Below are 15,651 nucleotides of genomic sequence, written 5' to 3'. Positions count from 1 at the left end.
GACATTTTTTAGTTACAAAAGCCTTTCTGCATTGAAAATTTTTACTATGGCTCTAAAAAATCAAAATTGCTCTAAATTTTCTATTATACTACTTTTAGAAGTGATGATTTTTCCTGGGTTGAGGATGTTGTCTGGATCAAAATATTTTTTGATTTTTTTGAATGCTTGATAGTTTTTTGAGCCGTATTGTTTTTTGATGAATTCTGAGCGTGCAAGTCCATCTCCATGCTCTGCAGTAATTGAGCCTCCAAGTTTGAGTATTTCATCAAAATACTCTGTTGCGATCTTTTTGATAAGGTCCCTTTTTTTCCTTTTAGAAATTAATCGCACATGTGCATTGCCATTTCCTGCATGCCCATAAACAATTGATTTTGTTTTGTATTTTTTATTTAATTTGTTTAATATGGAAAATAATTTTGGAAAATTTTCTAATGGGACTACTGCATCTTCAATAATATGTGGGATTCTATTTTCTTTTTTAATTGATTTTAAACTATAATGTAATGAAGAATCTCTATATCTCCACCATTTTTCAATTTCTTCCTCTGTTTGTAATTTCTTAATAATTTTCCCTGTAATGATTTCTTTGAGTTTTTTTTCATTTAGACTAATTTTTTCATCATATTCGACAAATAATAGACATTTACTTTTCTTGTTAAATTTAGATTTTATTTGATCAAAAGTTGTCTTGTCTACAAATTCTATTGCTGATGGGTTGGTCTTGTTAATTTCTAAACAATTTTTGGCAGCTTCGATAACTGAATTATATTCTGCAACGAACAGAATTTGTTTTCTTGGTTTATCTTTGATTTGTAATTTTGCAGATAATATTATTCCTAGTGTGCCTTCAGAACCTATAATTGCTTTATGAATGTCATTTTCTGTTTTTATTCTATCTAATCTATAACCTGATGAATTTTTTGAAACTTTTGGAAATTTTTCTAAATCTATACCGTTCACAATTTTTTTGATTTGCTTTGCAATCTTTTTATTTTTTGGCAAAGTAATTTTATTTCCATTTCCGTCAACAAATGTAATTTCTATTACATTGTCAATTACACTTCCGTACTTTAGACTTCTACTTCCACTAGAGTTGTTTCCTATCATTCCTCCTACTGAACAAAATGATCCTATTGATGGATTTGGAGGAAAGAATTTTTTTGATGCTTCTAATTTTTTATCTAAATTTCCTTTTATTACTCCTGTTTCAACATTAACCTGATTTTTACTGAGCCTAATCGAAGAGAAATTTTTCATATCTATGATTATTCCAGAATTTAATGCACTTCCCACAAGACCAGTTCCTGCACCACGTACAGTGACACTGATTTTTCTTTTCCTTGCAATCTTTACTGTATTGAGAACATCTACCTCATTTTTTGGAACTACAATTATTTTTGGAATTATTTTATATGAACTTGCATCTACTGAATAAAATTCTCTAAATTCTTTTGATGAGAATACTTCTCCGTGAATCTTTGATTCTAATTGCTTTAAAATTGATATTTTCATGTGGTGAAACTATACTTTGATTCTATAGTAATCCCATCGTTCAGGATCAAATAATGTTACAAATTCTGCTTGTTCTTTGTCTATCCTTGCTCTAATCACATCTCGTAATGCAAAACTTGACATGAATTTGTATTTCATAGAATTTGCTTGCATGATGAACAAGTGACGCATTTCACTGCCTCCTTTTAGTCCCCAATAGCCCATTTTCAGTGCTAATGGCTCTAAAAATATTGTATTTCCTATTCCGTAATTTTCATCTCTAATTTCTTCACGTAATTTGTAATTCTCTAAAGGTCCACCTTTAGAAAATCCTATGATTTCTCCATCTTTGTCATTTAATCTTAGGGTGTTGATGATAACTTGAGGATCTTTTAGAGATTTTTCAAAATTTTCTTTTTCAAATTGCAATGGAGTTGGTAATTCTAAAAATATTTCATATAGTGTTTTTATGAATTTGGGATCTTCTCTTGTTGCCATTGATTCGATTGTTGGAATCATCTTTAGATTTTCATAAGAATAATTTGCTTGAATGGTGATTTCTTGTTGTCTAATTTTCATAAATGATAACACTGTGTCAAAGAAATTTTTCCTCATTTCTTTTGGTAATACCTTGAGTATTCCTTTTGCCATATCTGTTTCCTTGTTTAGTAATTCTTCAAAATATGCAACTGCACTTCTTACAATTAGTGATGGTCTCCATGCTAAAGCATGTGCATTCATTTTTGCCATTTCCATTGCTTTTGCAAAATCCCCTAATGCGTAACCACTGATTCTATCTACCACTGATAGATACCATCCCATCTCCATGATGTGTTCTTGATATGGAAGATTGTTTCTTGTTAAATCTGAACTGTCAAAAGATTGTTTGATTTGAATTTCTGCATTCTCTTTTAATTTTCCACTCCAAGGATATGTTGTTCTTAAAATCAAAACTTTGATAATTTCTAAATCTATTTTTGCATCGTTAATTAATTGACGGAGTTTTCTATCCATTGAAATAAATTTTAAAACACTTTCTTCATGCGGTTTATCTACACTTTTTTGTGGATCAAAGTCATGGAATAATGCTGCAACATATAGATACTTTAGATCCTCTGGGGTAAATTCAATTTTCTTTTGTTTGTTTGCTAAAAGTGAAACATATGTTACTTCTAATTCGTGATTGATATTGTGATATCCATAATATTCTGTTCCAAGACCTTGACTTTCAAACAATTCTATAGTGTAATCTAGCATTTCTACATAACAGTCATCTTCTAAACCGTTTTCTACCATCAGACTGAGAATTTCATTTCTCATAGAGTGTGTATTTGCAAATTGTTGCAATAATTTCGATCTGATTTCAAGTTTTTAAAGATGATCTATGGATCTTGAATCAAATGTTGATAATAGTTAGAAAGATTCAATAGAATTCGGGATTGGTAATTTTTGAATGTCATTTAATACCGATTTGTTGCAAAAATTGATGAATTTTAACGAACAAAATTCCCCAAAATTCGTTCTTTATGTTAATGATAAAACATATCCAATATCAAGTACATCCATTACCAATTCTCCGATTCCAGTAAATGAACCAACCACTCGTGGTGGAGTATATTTTTCAGACAAGTTTGCCTACAAAATGAAATGTGAGGTGGATGATCTTTCAGTTGTTCCTCTGCTAACTAAGAAAATGCTTGGTCCCAACACCGAATTTGGTGAACTCAAAATTACTACGGAAATTGAAGATGACGGTAAACCCTTACCCATTGAAATTTTTACTAATCTTACAAACAGTGTTCAGACCCCTACATCCATAGAACTTAGTTTGATTATTGTAAAATTAGAAACTAGTTAATCTACTTTGAAATACCTGTCGTATTTTTCTCTGAGTTCTTTGTCTGATAATATCTCATATGCTTTGTTTAATTCTGCCATCTCTTCTTCTGAATCTTCTTTCGTCTTATCAGGATGTGTCTTTTTTGCAAGTTCTCTGAATTTCTTTTTGATTTCTTCAGGTGTTGCATCTTTTTCAACTCCGATTATTTCATAATAGTTTGGTAATTCGTCATTGTTTAATGCATCTCTGAATTCTTTGTCTTCTTTCGTATTACTTCTATGTCCTAGTTCTTCATAGTCATCTCCCCAATCAGAATGGTATTTTTCAAATGTTTTGTCTTTTTTTGATTCTAATTCTTCTTTATCATAGGATGTCTTTCTCCTTAGTATGATGTCTCTGGCTAAAAATAAAAAGAGACCAATCACTGCAATTGCAAAACCTGAAAATAGAATTATTTTTTCTTCATCACTTACTTCTAATTCCATATCTAGATTCTTTTCTTGGGCATATGCTATTTGCATTGTTCCAAAGATAATTACTGAAATTACAAAAATACTGAACTTGTCCATTTTTTCTCCTATGATAATCTAAAATCTTCTTTTGCAGTATTTAGTACCACATGTGTTATTGTGTTTTCCACGTTAGGAATGGCTGCTAGACCCTTTACAAACTTGCTTAATTCGTTTCTTTCTTTGAACTTTGCAATAATTATTGTGTCAGTTGAGCCTGTAATGTCATATACTCCACAGACATTTTCAAATTTTGAAATTTCATCTTCAATATCTACCACCTTGTCATTTTTTGCCATGATCTCAATTATTGCAGTTAGTGAATATCCTATTTTTTCATGATCAATTATTGCAGTATATCCTTTGATGATCTTCTCTTTTTCCAATTTCTTAATCCTTGATAGAACTGTCACTGTAGACATTCCTAGTTTGAGTGCAAGTTGTCTAGCTGATTGTCTTGCATCAACTAGTAAATTTTTGAGAATCTTTTCATCTGTCTCATCTAGGGTCATACAGTATATTGGTGAAAAATATATTTAAAATTTCATGAAAATAGTGTAAATTTGTTTGATTTTTTCTGTAACAATTTCAGATATCTCTTTCAAATTTAATACAAATGGAATCTCTGTTGAATTATGGGCGAAATTGAAGATCTTGTCAAGAAAGGACAGTCCTTAATGGATGATGGAAAATATGATGATGCTCTAGGGTGTTTTGAGCAAGCACTTCTTTTGAATCAGGATGATCCTGATTTATGGAATAACAAAGGAATCGCATTACGCAGTCTAGGACGATACGAAGAGTCTATGTACTGTTTTAACAAATCATTAGAAATTGAGCCTCGAGACAAATATTCCTCATAACTCCAGTTGAGTCTATTTTTTGAGATTTGGTTTATTTTGTAAATTATGTTGGCTGTAACTGGATTCATCTTTGTAATCCTCAATATTCTATCTGGAAACATGTTTGCAATATTCTCAATTTTTATGAATGGAATCTTTATTGGATGCATGAGAAAACTACATGTAAAAGCTTGGCTCAACGACCCAACGCCTTAATTTTTTTCTTTTATCATAATTACCTCGCTATAATAAGTTCAGAAATTATTCTTATTTTATGTCTCAAAAACTGTTAATGTATGGCGAAAATCAGATCAAAGAAGATTATATTATTAACAAAATATCGTCAAATACCGTGAGTAATGAAATTGAGAGGCTGCTTGTTCAAGCTCTAGAATGTGTAGAGGATGGAAACTATTCTGATGCTTTGAAATTATATGATTTGGCCCTAAAAGAAGAACCTGCTAATGCTAATGTGTTAATTGACAAAGGGGCAACTCTACAAAATATGGGCAAACTCAAACTTGCAATTAAATCATATGACAAAGCACTTGAAATTTCCCCTGATAATATTGATGCATTACTAAACAAGGGGGCCACTTTGCATTCAGATGAAAAATACTTGGAAGCAATTGACTGTTATGACACTGCTTTGAAAATTGATAAAAAATGCGCCATGGCACTTGCGTACAAGGGTCTCTCATTGGGAGAGATGGGGGAATTAAAAGATGCAATCAAACATTTCAAAAAGGCTTTATCTATTGACAAAGATTACCATTTGGCAAGTATTTCAAAAGATCTTGCTCAGGAATTACTAAAATCTATTCAAGAAAAAAAATCTAAAACACAGTAACATCGCCAGGTGCTGGCTCTCGGTTATTTTGTTTCTTGTTTTCTTCAAAAAAGTCCCTATGTGCTGAATTTTGGTGCTCTCTTAGTTTCTCTATGTTTTCAAACCCTTCATGACACAAGTAACATTTTGGTTTGTGTTCATCAACTAGAGGAAGTACCATGATTATGCTATCTTGTATGACTACTTATTTCTTGAGCTTGTTTCCTTATTGTAAGGATGTCCTGTTTTTTTTGAGACAGACATTGGCTTAAGTTGAATTATATGTTATGAAAAACATGTCTCAAATCCCAAAAATGCGAACACCTGAGCAAAAATCAAGAAAGATGCTTAATGAAGAAATGACATTAATGGGTTTGGAGATGGCGATAAAAAAAGAACAATTTAGAATTGCCAAAAATCCACAACCTCAATTCCGTGAAATCCCTGTGGAGAAGGAAATAACTCCAGTAGATTCTTCTGAAAATCAAGACAATGAAAAAGGTAACAATATGCTAAATTCCTTTTTGAACAAAATTGGATTTTAATGACAATCTAGTCTGATTTGAAAAGAAAAATGATATTCATTTCACTAAGGAATATATCATGAAAGAGCCAAGTATGAATATGTTAGAACAACTAGTTGGAGATTCTCAAGCTTTAGATCGTGCATTAGCAGGTGAGGAACTCTCTTACAAAGATGGTCTTGAATTAATGAACTATGATAATTTACATTTACTTGGTGCAGTAGCAGACAATACCCGAAAAAAACTAGTTGATGATACTGTAACTTTTGCAGCATCATACTACATGAATTACACCAATGTCTGTGCTGCTAGTTGCCAGATGTGTGCCTTTTACAGAAAAGAGGGTGCAGATGATGCATACACTTTGACTCCTCAAGAAATTGAAACTAGAGTTGGAATTGCAAAACAGATGGGTGCAACCGAAGTTCACATTGTCGGCGGATTTCATCCATCATTACCTTTAGAATATTATGAAGACATGATGAGGACCATCAAAAAGAGTCATCCTCAATTAAACATCAAAGCATTGACTGCAGCTGAGATTTACTTTTTATCAAAATTAACAAAAAATTCTACCAAAGAAATTTTATCTCGTCTAAAGGATGCTGGACTTGATTCGATGCCTGGCGGTGGAGCCGAACTGTTCCATCCTGATATTCGAGGAAAGATAGTTCGTGGAAAATGTACTGGGCAACAATGGCTTGATGTTATTGAAGAGGCCCATAATATGGATATCAAAAGTAACGTAACTATGCTTTACGGACACATTGAAAAACCTGAACATGTTGTAGACCATCTAATCAAAGTACGCGAATTACAAAAGAAGACAAATGGTTTTCTTACTTTGATTCCTTTGAAATTTAGTTTGGATAACACTGAATTAGAACAAGAACATTTGGTGAATAATGAATGCTCTTCAGTTTATGATTTGAGAATAGTTGCACTATCTAGACTGATGCTTGCAAATGTTCTAAACAACATTTCAGTATACTGGGTTGCATATGGTAAAAAGTTGGCTCAAGTTGCATTATCTAATGGCGGTAATGATTTGGTAGGAACTGCTTTCTCTGAGGAAATTTACAAAGCTGCAGGAAAAGCAACATCTTCATCAGTTGATGAATTGGCAACAATGGTAAAAGAAATTGGTCGCAGCCCTGCACAAAGAAATACTCATTTTGATATTTTGAAAAAATTCTAACTTTCTCTTTGATTTTGATGATTAGACTCTATTTGTTGGGATTATATTTCGCGGAATATTAGAAAAGGCATGCTTCCTAAAGGTGACATTCCTGGTGAATGTATGGATTGTGGGGCCCAAATCACATATTCTAAAAAATCTATGCAAACTCATTCAGATCTTTTGAAAAAACATCGGTGTCCAAAATGTGGAAATTTTGCATTGAAAACTTTGAGTAAAGATTTGTAATTACAAGTTATTTTTTCTTTATTTTGTCTCCAAACATCAACCAGAGTCTGACTCAAATAACCGAACATACTCCTAGAATTATCGCAAGTGGGATGGTTATCTGAGCTTGCTCTGATTCCATTTTTAGTTCTAACTCATCTGTTTTTTAATGGAATCCAACTTTTCTTCCATCTTGACGTGTTTGTCTCGTCTCGAATCTATTTTGATAATTACCTCGACTCTTGCTATGCCTAGATTGTGAACTGTTTCCATCATTTGTTTACTGGCCGTATTTATCACATCGATATCATCTGATTCTAAAATTGTCCCCATTGGATTGATCTCATATCTTAGATTCTCTATTTTTTGGATTGATTCAATTGCCTTTGCGATGTAAAAACTGGCACTGGTGGTTTTGGTCGCCATCGGATAAATGCTAATTTCTGCTTGAATCAATGGTGTTGGTAAGATGATTTGGGATTAAAAGTTTTGAACTACTCTGCAGGCTTTTTTTCTTTTCTTGTTGCACTGTCTTTTTTTCTTCTTGCGCCAAAACTAATCAAAACTAGTAAAAATCCTACTCCCACTAAAATTCCTGATAACATCTGGTAAGCTTGGTTTTGGTCTTCTGCAATAAGCAAATCAATAACTTCTTCTTCACTCATCCCTGATTGGCCAATTGGTGTTTCAGCAGATATGATAGTAACTATAATTCCTGCAATTATCATTGCAATTCCTCCTGCGAGTATTCTTTTATCGACAAGAACCATTTCTATTTCTAATTGACTTTTACCATATATTAGGTATTTTGTAATTTCTAAAATCCTTCAGGTGGTCTTTGAACAAAGACATTACAAACCAGTGCATCTGTTTTCTCATCTCTATATTGTACATTACATGAAACAAATTTTCCTTTGAGTGCTCGTTCTAAGTCTTCTTTAGTTTTTTCCTCATACTGTGGTTGTTCAGGATCATCAATTTTGCTCATGATTACTTTTTCAACTTTACCGTATTGCTCTTGATTGTCTTTTCTTGTATGGCTAACTAGTAATTCAAAAGCATTGTTTGTAAGAATATTTAGTACTGCTCCACCAATTCCGTCTCCCATGGTGATTATTTTTTTTCTGTTCTATAATTACTTGTTGGCAATACTGATTTCAAAGTCTGGAACTAGTCCTTTCTCTTTTGCCATTGCAAACATTCGTCTGATGGATTCCTCTCCTGGGTCTCCCATGTTTACAGTTACTTTGTTTACGTACATTTTTACAAATTTCTCAATTAGGCTTCTCTCTTTACCTCTTGAATATTGCATTGCATATTCAATGGCATCATCAAAATGTTCAATTCCAAATTCTATAGATGCTTGAAGATATTTGTCAAACTTTACTATTGTATCCATGCCTAGGTCTGTTCTCATTACATTGATTCCTAGGGGTACTGGAAGTCCATTTGTTGTTTTATCCCACCATTCTCCAACATCTAAAATTTTGACATTGCCTTCTTGCTCATATGATAATTGAGTTTCATGAATTACCAATCCTACATCGACTTTGCCTGATTTGACAGCTTCTGGAATGTCGCTGAAATTCATCTCTACATAATCAAATTTTCCAATCATTAATTGGAGTAGCAAAAATGCTGATGTCATTTTTCCTGGAATTGCAATTTTGCATTTTTTAATCTCATCTATGGTCATCATTTTCTTGGCAGTTACAATTGGACCATAGTTTATTCCAAAACTTCCACCACTCCTCAGGATTGTATATCCTGGAATGAATGCGCATGCATGTACTGAAACTGCTGTTACATCAAGTTCTGGATCAGTTGCTTTACGATTTAATTTCTCAATATCTTCAATAACGTGATTTACCTTAAAATCTGGAGATGGGACCTTGTCTGTAAACATTCCATAAAACATGAATGCGTCATCTGAATCAGGAGTGTGTCCGACAGAAATTTCCATATTTGTCTTCCTTGATTCTGGTAATAAATACCAAAACCTCCTTGGAATAGTTTTTCTATGTTGATAATTAATTCCCAATCATGAATTCTATTGAGGCTTATGAGAATGATATCCAATTGCAGCTTGATTTTCTAAAGTCTTTCAAAAAACAAAAAACACTCTCTGCATCTAGCCAAAAAAATATCTTATTTTCTGGTAGTGGAGATTCTCTGGTCTCTGCTTTACTTGCTGAATCCTTTTCTAATGGTTTGACAAAAGCCATGGATCCACTAGACCTGTATCAGAATAAATCTCTAGCAAAATCAAAACAAGTCTATTTTGTCTCAATTTCTGGAAATACTATAACTAACATCAAGGTGGCAAAGATTGCAAAAAAGGCACTTGCAATTACTTCTCAGCCTCAAAGCAAATTGGCAAAAGCATCAGATAGAACCATTCTTCTCAAATCTACAAATTCTGGTATATTCACTGCTGGCAGCATTTCCTTTTTGGAAAGTGCATTAACTTGTATCTCTCTAGTGAGTAATATTAAAATTCCAAATATTTCCCTATTTAGAAAAGCTGCAACTTCTGCAAAAAAGGCTAAACTCTCAAAGAGAATTTTTGTTCTAGGGAATTTCCATACATTTCCAATTGCAATGTATTGTGCAGCAAAGTTTTATGAAATTCTAGGGTATGATGTACATTATTCAAGAATTGAACAATTTTCTCACATGGAGTTGTTTTCAGCTAAAAGAGGAGATACTGTAATAATTTTTGAGGAGAAAAACCCTCACACAAAACAGCTAGGGAAAAATCTCAAAAATATTGGCATTAATGTAGTTCATCCTGATGTACCAAAAGAGAAATTATCTCAGGTGATCTTTTGTGTTTTCTTCTCTCAACTAATCTCGCTATATGAGGCCAAAAGAACACGCAAGAAAGAATGTCATTTTGTCACAGCAGAAAAGGTTCGTGATGTTTCTAACCGTATGATCTACTGATCTTTTCAAAAACTAAGGTTTAATACCTGAATCCAAAGTTTTGCGAATATGGCAAAATTCAAGTCTACACAAGACGTAATGAAGATTATCAAAAACAAAGCCAACATTCGTAACTTTGGTGTCATTGCTCACGTAGACCACGGAAAGACAACAATGTCTGACAGTCTTTTAGCAAATTCTGGAATTATTGCCCCTTCAGCTGCTGGAAAAGCCCTTGCAATGGATTTTGATAAAGAAGAGCAGGAAAGAGGAATTACAATTTACCAAGCAAACGTTACTTTGCTCTTTGCACAAAAAGACCAAGAATACGTAATTAACATGATTGATACTCCAGGCCACGTAGATTTCAGTGGAAGGGTAATTCGTTCACTAAGAGCAATTGATGGTGCTGTAGTTGTCTGTGATGCAGTAGAAGGTATCATGACTCAAACAGAAACAGTAACTAGAATGGCACTAGAGGAGAGAGTAAAACCCGTTTTGTTTATCAACAAAGTAGACAGATTAATCAAAGAACTAAGATTAACTCCAGAAAAAATGCAAGCACAATTAGCTGAAGTTGTTTCAAATTTCAATACTCTAGTTGACACTTATGCAGAACCTGAATACAAAGAGAAATGGAAAGTATCTATTCAAGATGCAAGTGTGACATTTGGTTCAGCAAAAGACAGATGGGCAATTAACACTGATTTAATGAAAGAAAGAGGAATCACATTCAAAGATGTAATTGATGCATACACTGATGAAAAACTTCCAGACCTTATTGAGAAAGCACCACTAGCTGATGCTGTTCTTGGAATGGTTGTAAAACATCATCCAGCACCACACGATGCAATCAAGTACAGAATCCCACAAATTTGGAAAGGCGATTTAGAATCTGATGTAGGTAAAGCATTGCTTGCAGGAGATGATGATGGTCCAACAATTATGATGGTTGTAAACATGGTGTTAGATCCTGCAGCAGGTCCTGTTGCAATTGGAAGATTATTTTCTGGTACTATCAAAGATGGTCAAACTTTGAACATTATAGATGAGAAAAGAGAAGGCAGAGTTCAATCCGTCAATTTCTTTATGGGTAACCAAAGAGAACAAGTTGGTGAACTAGGAGCAGGAAATATTCCAGCATTATTAGGATTAACTGAGTGTAGAGCAGGAAACACTCTATCATCAATTAAAGACATTCCAATGTTTGAAGGTGTAAAGTATGTGTCAGAACCAGTTGTTCAAATTGCCATCGAGCCAAAACATCCTAAAGATTTACCTAAACTAGTCGAAGTTTTAAGACAATTAACCATTGAGGATCCTAACCTTGTTGTAAAAATTGATGAGGAATCAGGTGAGACAATTGTTGCAGGAATGGGTGTGCTACACTTGGATGTTGCAACACACAGAATCCAAGATGCAAAAGTTGAGATTGTAACATCAGAGCCTTTGATTAACTACAGAGAAACTGTAAAAGGTCCATGTGAGCCAATCATGGCAAAATCACCAAACCGTCACAATAAAATTTTCATGAAAGTAGAACCACTAGAACCTGAAATTGCACATATGCTAAGAACTGGTGAAATATCTGACATCAAAGATAAGAAGGTGGTATCTGATTTACTCAAAGGTGCAGGATGGGATACTGACACAATCAAGAGAATTATGAAATTTGATTCACGTGGTAATGTTTTGATTAATGGAACAAAAGGTGTTCAATTTGTACAAGAGTCCACTGATTCTATTAATTCAGGATTTGAAGAAGTAATGAAAGAAGGTCCTCTCTGTAAAGAACAGATGAGGGATTGTAAATTCATCTTTACTCACTTTGTTCCTCACGAGGATACAGCACACAGAGGTTTGTCACAATTAGGACCTGCATCAAGACGTGCATGTATGGGTGCTTTGCTAACAGCAGGTACTGCAGTGTTGGAGCCAACTTTGGCAATTGAAGTTCGTGTACCAACTGATTTGGTTGGAAATGTTGCAACTATACTTTCAGGTAAACGAGGTAAAGTACTTGATATGTCACAAAAAGGTGCAACAAGTATTGTCGTTGGAGAGATTCCTGCATCAGAAACTTTTACACTATCAGAAGCTATGAGAGGACAGACTGCCGGTCGTGCAACTTGGAATACTTCTTTCAAAGAATGGACTGAAGTTCCAAAATCAATGTTAGGACCAGCAGTAGCTGATATTAGAAAGAGAAAAGGATTGGCACCAGAACCACCAGGTGTTTCAGAATTTATCGATAAAGAATAAAAATAGAATGCCCCCCTTTTACGCCTAATTTTAGACGGTACACTAGATGATTTTTCAGATTCTATTTTGTTGCAAATTCTTTAAGATCATGATGTTCATTATGACAAAGTAATGACAAAAGCCAAGGCAATTGAGATATTGTCCAACTATCAAAATATGCTAAAATTCTATGCTGAGAATTGGAAGCAAAGTGCTCAAGGATTTAACAATCAAGATTTGAAAGAAACTGCTCAAATGTTAAGTCAAATGGCAAATAGAGATCATTCTATTATTCAGAGTGCAATTGATGAATTAACTAGGAAATCTGTAAAAATGACTAAGATTAGAGACAATACATGACTGGAAGAACGATTGGTTTTGGCACATTTTTTTATCCACCATCTCAACTTTATGAAGCAAATCCTGAGAAACTACCACGAATATCGACGATTAAAAGACCCATTGTTATCGACACTACTACATCCGAAGGATTGCGAGTTCTAGTAACTGATGATTGTTTTGTTTGTCCTATTGGGAAAAACGAAGATGAAGCATTTGAATTTCTCAATGTACTTTTTGCAGTATTTATCACAAAATTTCATCGGGCCAGATTTATTACAAAAAATGATATCTGTGGATTTACTTGGAAAGAAGATTGGGATTATGTTGTAGCTGCAGGTAGTTTGAGTAAATCTTTACGGGTAATTCAAGAAAGTAAACGTGAAGATGATGTAGACTATGAATATTGGTCAACAATTGAAAGACAACCAATTCAAAAACATCTTATGGAAATGTTAATTGATCAATCAGCTCGTTTCCTTGACAATGATAGTTTCAAAAATGATTTGTTGATAATTGGTGAATCTGGTGGAATGTATCAAGATGAATTGTTTAGCATATCTTTTCTTAATTCCTGGATTGTTATTGAAAGTGTTATAGAAAGAGTTTGGGAAAAATTTGTCAAAGATTTGAAGAGAACAAAGGAGGAAAGACAAGCATTAAAAAATCATCATTCTTGGAGCACTAGTCATTATATTGAGGCCTTTACGTTTTCTGAGAAACTTGATTCAAAAGGATATGAATGCTTTACAAAATTAAGAAAATTAAGAAATGATATTGTTCATAGGAAAAAAAGAGAAGTGACTCAAGAGAATGCTTGGAATTGTTTGAACATTGCAATTACTCTGATTTACAATCAGCTTAATCAATTAGAAAATCCGTTTGAAGATGTAGAATATCAAATTAAAGAATTTGACTCTTAAAGGTCAAAAAAACCACTATAACATAAAATTCCTCAAAGGCTATGGTCATTCTATTTCTGTTAAAAATTCTAAAATTATCCTAAAATCAAATCACGACCCATTTTCTGAGCCTGAAATTGAGGAATGGTTTGTCAAAAACATGCCATATGAGAAAATTGTTATTTCAGGAAAGGGCTACGTCTCCACTGAGGCATTATCGCTACTTTCTCAAAATAACCGAAATGTCATTTTACTTGATAATCACGGAAAACCCGTCACTTTCTGTAATGGCATGATGGATTCTCTAACTGGAACAAAATACCGAATAGCACAATATGATACGTTTCGAAACGAGTCAAAATGTGGATATCTGAGAAAACAAATCATCTCGGCCAAAAAAGAATCTCAACTAAAACTGCTCAAACTAATTGGTAGTGGCATTACTTCATTACCTGATAGAGAATCATCTGCCGCCATAATCTACTTTAGAGAATATGCCAAATTCATCCCGGAAAAATATGGATTTCATTCAAGGAATCAATCCTCTATCAGAATTGCCAAAAATGATGCAACTGACATCATCAATGCTTTACTGAATTATGGGTATTCTGTTTTGGCAGGTGAGATATCAAAATTTGTCTGTGGAATTGGTCTTGATCCTTACTTTGGATTTATGCATAAAACTCACACAGGATTTCAACCCCTAGTTTATGATTTGATTGAGCCATTCAGATGGTTAGTGGACTATTCTGTGTATAAAATTGCAAATAACAAAGAGAAGAGAAATAGAATCAAACTCAAAGAGTATAGTTACACCAAAGATGGAACTGTAGTAATTGAATACGATTTGATTAGAAGGTTTTTAGAATTATTAGAAAGGCAATTTTCACAGGAAAGAAAGTATGATTTTAGGCACGGAAAGAAGACAAAATCAGGTCTGAAATCAGTTCAAGAGATTACTGTTGCTAAGGTCATGGTTCAAAATCTGGCAGAGTGCTGTCTTCAGAAGAAGTTGCTTCAAGTTTAGATTCACACTCATTTTTGATTTCATCATCTGTTGGTAAATATAGATAGGATTCCCACCGCCTTTTATTTCTCTGAAAACTTAATGAATTTTCATCCGCCCCACTTTTTAATTCTGATACTAATTTTGAAATTTCTTCTTTTGCCATTTTAAGTCGTAATTCTTTAAGATCATCTCTAAATACATAATCTGATTGAGTTAACAAGAACGATACTATAGTACTCATGGTGTTATAATCTGAATCATATTCGGATTTCATAATATTTTTGACAGTTTCAATTTGATCTAATTTAGAGGTTGAAATAACATCATGAGACAATGTTATTAAAAATTGAATTCTGTCAACTCCTGAATTGTTAATAATTTTCCAATTGTTTTCTATTGTTTGCTTATTTCCATTTACTCCATTGGATCGTGCCAATGTCAGTAATTCTGAACGCATCAATTGCAGATTATAACGTGTTTCTCTAAACGCGTTTACCAATCCTCTGAGGACATATTCTTTTCTATCCTTTTTTTCATCATCCATTTTCTTAACAATATCTTTAACTTCATGGCTAGTTTTACTTTGCAATATGAAAACTGCTCCTGTCAATCCAATTGAAATTGCAGCAAGATAAATCCCCAATTCACTTGCAGAATCTACATCATTATCAACAAATCCTATCATATATCCAACAGCAATACCAATAGCAACAAGAACTAGTAAAGGCGGTAACAAAGGATTATCAAACCACATGTATTATCTTCATATTTTATTGACAAATAATGTTTTACTTG

The 15,651-nt window shown here is 33.3% G+C and carries 22 protein-coding genes; 12 read left to right on the top strand and 10 right to left on the bottom strand.

The genetic code is table 11. The features are described 5' to 3' along the window. Positions 1 to 60: 60 nt before the first annotated feature. A complete protein-coding gene (locus C5F47_RS05560) occupies positions 61 to 1,512 on the bottom strand; it encodes an FAD-binding oxidoreductase (RefSeq protein WP_179360120.1) in 1,452 nt (483 codons plus the stop codon). A gap of 9 nt (positions 1,513 to 1,521) precedes the next feature. Then, the gene (locus tag C5F47_RS05555; RefSeq protein ID WP_179361799.1) at positions 1,522 to 2,811 is read right to left on the bottom strand and encodes an HD domain-containing protein; all 1,290 of its coding nucleotides are present in this window, start codon (positions 2,809 to 2,811) and stop codon (positions 1,522 to 1,524) included. Between the two features lie 133 nt (positions 2,812 to 2,944). Here C5F47_RS05555 and C5F47_RS05550 point away from each other — a divergent pair, with 133 nt between their 5' ends. Then, positions 2,945 to 3,349: a hypothetical protein gene (locus tag C5F47_RS05550; RefSeq protein ID WP_179360119.1), complete on the top strand. Its 405-nt coding sequence runs from the start codon at positions 2,945 to 2,947 to the stop codon at positions 3,347 to 3,349. On the opposite strand, the gene C5F47_RS05545 is transcribed toward C5F47_RS05550, so the two are convergent. Then, entirely contained in the window at positions 3,346 to 3,900 is a 555-nt protein-coding gene (locus tag C5F47_RS05545) for a DnaJ domain-containing protein (protein WP_179360118.1), read from the bottom strand. The genes C5F47_RS05550 and C5F47_RS05545 overlap by 4 nt on opposite strands. Positions 3,901 to 3,908: 8 nt before the next feature. Beyond that, positions 3,909 to 4,352 (bottom strand): Lrp/AsnC family transcriptional regulator, encoded by a 444-nt coding sequence (locus C5F47_RS05540; protein ID WP_179360117.1) that lies wholly within the window; start codon positions 4,350 to 4,352, stop codon positions 3,909 to 3,911. A 123-nt stretch (positions 4,353 to 4,475) separates the two neighbouring features. On the opposite strand from C5F47_RS05540, the gene C5F47_RS05535 reads away from it, so the two are divergent. The 3 genes from C5F47_RS05535 to C5F47_RS05525 all read left to right on the top strand — a co-directional run bounded on the left by C5F47_RS05535 (position 4,476) and on the right by C5F47_RS05525 (position 5,532). Beyond that, the gene (locus tag C5F47_RS05535; RefSeq protein ID WP_179360116.1) at positions 4,476 to 4,703 is read left to right on the top strand and encodes a tetratricopeptide repeat protein; all 228 of its coding nucleotides are present in this window, start codon (positions 4,476 to 4,478) and stop codon (positions 4,701 to 4,703) included. Positions 4,704 to 4,748: 45 nt separating this feature from the next. Then, positions 4,749 to 4,898 (top strand): hypothetical protein, encoded by a 150-nt coding sequence (locus tag C5F47_RS05530; protein WP_179360115.1) that lies wholly within the window; start codon positions 4,749 to 4,751, stop codon positions 4,896 to 4,898. A 136-nt stretch (positions 4,899 to 5,034) separates the two neighbouring features. After that, positions 5,035 to 5,532, top strand: a complete 498-nt coding sequence (locus tag C5F47_RS05525; RefSeq protein WP_246271222.1) for a tetratricopeptide repeat protein — start codon at positions 5,035 to 5,037, stop codon at positions 5,530 to 5,532. On the opposite strand, the gene C5F47_RS05520 is transcribed toward C5F47_RS05525, so the two are convergent. Beyond that, on the bottom strand, positions 5,519 to 5,692 hold the full coding sequence (locus C5F47_RS05520; protein ID WP_179360114.1) for a hypothetical protein: 174 nt from the start codon (positions 5,690 to 5,692) through the stop codon (positions 5,519 to 5,521). The two genes, C5F47_RS05525 and C5F47_RS05520, sit on opposite strands and share 14 nt — an antisense overlap. A 115-nt stretch (positions 5,693 to 5,807) precedes the next feature. On the opposite strand from C5F47_RS05520, the gene C5F47_RS05515 reads away from it, so the two are divergent. The 3 genes from C5F47_RS05515 (at position 5,808) to C5F47_RS05505 (ending at position 7,461) form a co-directional block, all read left to right on the top strand. Next, positions 5,808 to 6,056, top strand: a complete 249-nt coding sequence (locus C5F47_RS05515) for a hypothetical protein (RefSeq protein ID WP_179360113.1) — start codon at positions 5,808 to 5,810, stop codon at positions 6,054 to 6,056. A gap of 79 nt (positions 6,057 to 6,135) precedes the next feature. Next, positions 6,136 to 7,233 carry a radical SAM protein gene (locus C5F47_RS05510; protein WP_179361797.1) on the top strand — a complete coding sequence of 366 codons (1,098 nt, stop codon included), beginning with the start codon at positions 6,136 to 6,138 and terminating at the stop codon, positions 7,231 to 7,233. Positions 7,234 to 7,302: 69 nt separating this feature from the next. Further along, positions 7,303 to 7,461 (top strand): hypothetical protein, encoded by a 159-nt coding sequence (locus C5F47_RS05505; protein ID WP_179360112.1) that lies wholly within the window; start codon positions 7,303 to 7,305, stop codon positions 7,459 to 7,461. Between the two features lie 129 nt (positions 7,462 to 7,590). Here C5F47_RS05505 and C5F47_RS05500 read toward each other — a convergent pair whose 3' ends face one another. Genes C5F47_RS05500 through C5F47_RS05485 form a run of 4 tightly spaced genes read right to left on the bottom strand, consistent with a single transcriptional unit; the run spans position 7,591 to position 9,403 of the window. Further along, on the bottom strand, positions 7,591 to 7,896 hold the full coding sequence (locus C5F47_RS05500; protein WP_179360111.1) for an MTH1187 family thiamine-binding protein: 306 nt from the start codon (positions 7,894 to 7,896) through the stop codon (positions 7,591 to 7,593). 38 nt (positions 7,897 to 7,934) lie between these two features. Continuing rightward, positions 7,935 to 8,210 (bottom strand): hypothetical protein, encoded by a 276-nt coding sequence (locus C5F47_RS05495; RefSeq protein WP_179360110.1) that lies wholly within the window; start codon positions 8,208 to 8,210, stop codon positions 7,935 to 7,937. A gap of 47 nt (positions 8,211 to 8,257) precedes the next feature. Then, positions 8,258 to 8,548 (bottom strand): hypothetical protein, encoded by a 291-nt coding sequence (locus C5F47_RS05490; RefSeq protein WP_179360109.1) that lies wholly within the window; start codon positions 8,546 to 8,548, stop codon positions 8,258 to 8,260. Between the two features lie 27 nt (positions 8,549 to 8,575). After that, complete coding sequence (locus C5F47_RS05485; protein WP_179360108.1) at positions 8,576 to 9,403, bottom strand: MqnA/MqnD/SBP family protein; 828 nt, start codon at positions 9,401 to 9,403, stop codon at positions 8,576 to 8,578. An 80-nt stretch (positions 9,404 to 9,483) separates the two neighbouring features. On the opposite strand from C5F47_RS05485, the gene C5F47_RS05480 reads away from it, so the two are divergent. The 5 genes from C5F47_RS05480 (at position 9,484) to cas1 (ending at position 14,874) form a co-directional block, all read left to right on the top strand. Beyond that, positions 9,484 to 10,386, top strand: a complete 903-nt coding sequence (locus C5F47_RS05480; RefSeq protein WP_179360107.1) for an SIS domain-containing protein — start codon at positions 9,484 to 9,486, stop codon at positions 10,384 to 10,386. A gap of 48 nt (positions 10,387 to 10,434) precedes the next feature. Next, positions 10,435 to 12,627: an elongation factor EF-2 gene (locus tag C5F47_RS05475; RefSeq protein WP_179360106.1), complete on the top strand. Its 2,193-nt coding sequence runs from the start codon at positions 10,435 to 10,437 to the stop codon at positions 12,625 to 12,627. 111 nt (positions 12,628 to 12,738) lie between these two features. Further along, positions 12,739 to 12,966 (top strand): hypothetical protein, encoded by a 228-nt coding sequence (locus C5F47_RS05470; protein ID WP_179360105.1) that lies wholly within the window; start codon positions 12,739 to 12,741, stop codon positions 12,964 to 12,966. Then, entirely contained in the window at positions 12,963 to 13,868 is a 906-nt protein-coding gene (locus tag C5F47_RS05465) for a hypothetical protein (RefSeq protein ID WP_179360104.1), read from the top strand. The genes C5F47_RS05470 and C5F47_RS05465 overlap by 4 nt, the downstream gene beginning before the upstream one ends. Next, positions 13,858 to 14,874, top strand: coding sequence for a CRISPR-associated endonuclease Cas1 (cas1, locus tag C5F47_RS05460; protein ID WP_179360103.1), 1,017 nt, complete (start codon positions 13,858 to 13,860; stop codon positions 14,872 to 14,874). Before C5F47_RS05465 ends, cas1 begins: the two co-directional genes overlap by 11 nt. Here cas1 and C5F47_RS05455 read toward each other — a convergent pair. Then, positions 14,819 to 15,610 (bottom strand): hypothetical protein, encoded by a 792-nt coding sequence (locus C5F47_RS05455; protein ID WP_179360102.1) that lies wholly within the window; start codon positions 15,608 to 15,610, stop codon positions 14,819 to 14,821. The genes cas1 and C5F47_RS05455 overlap by 56 nt on opposite strands. Between the last annotated feature and the right edge of the window lie 41 nt (positions 15,611 to 15,651).

The sequence above is a fragment of the Nitrosopumilus cobalaminigenes genome (genome assembly GCF_013407145.1).
Lineage (GTDB): Archaea > Thermoproteota > Nitrososphaeria > Nitrososphaerales > Nitrosopumilaceae > Nitrosopumilus > Nitrosopumilus cobalaminigenes.
Note: the sequence above shows the minus strand (reverse complement) of the source record. Positions and strands in the feature narration are given on the sequence as shown.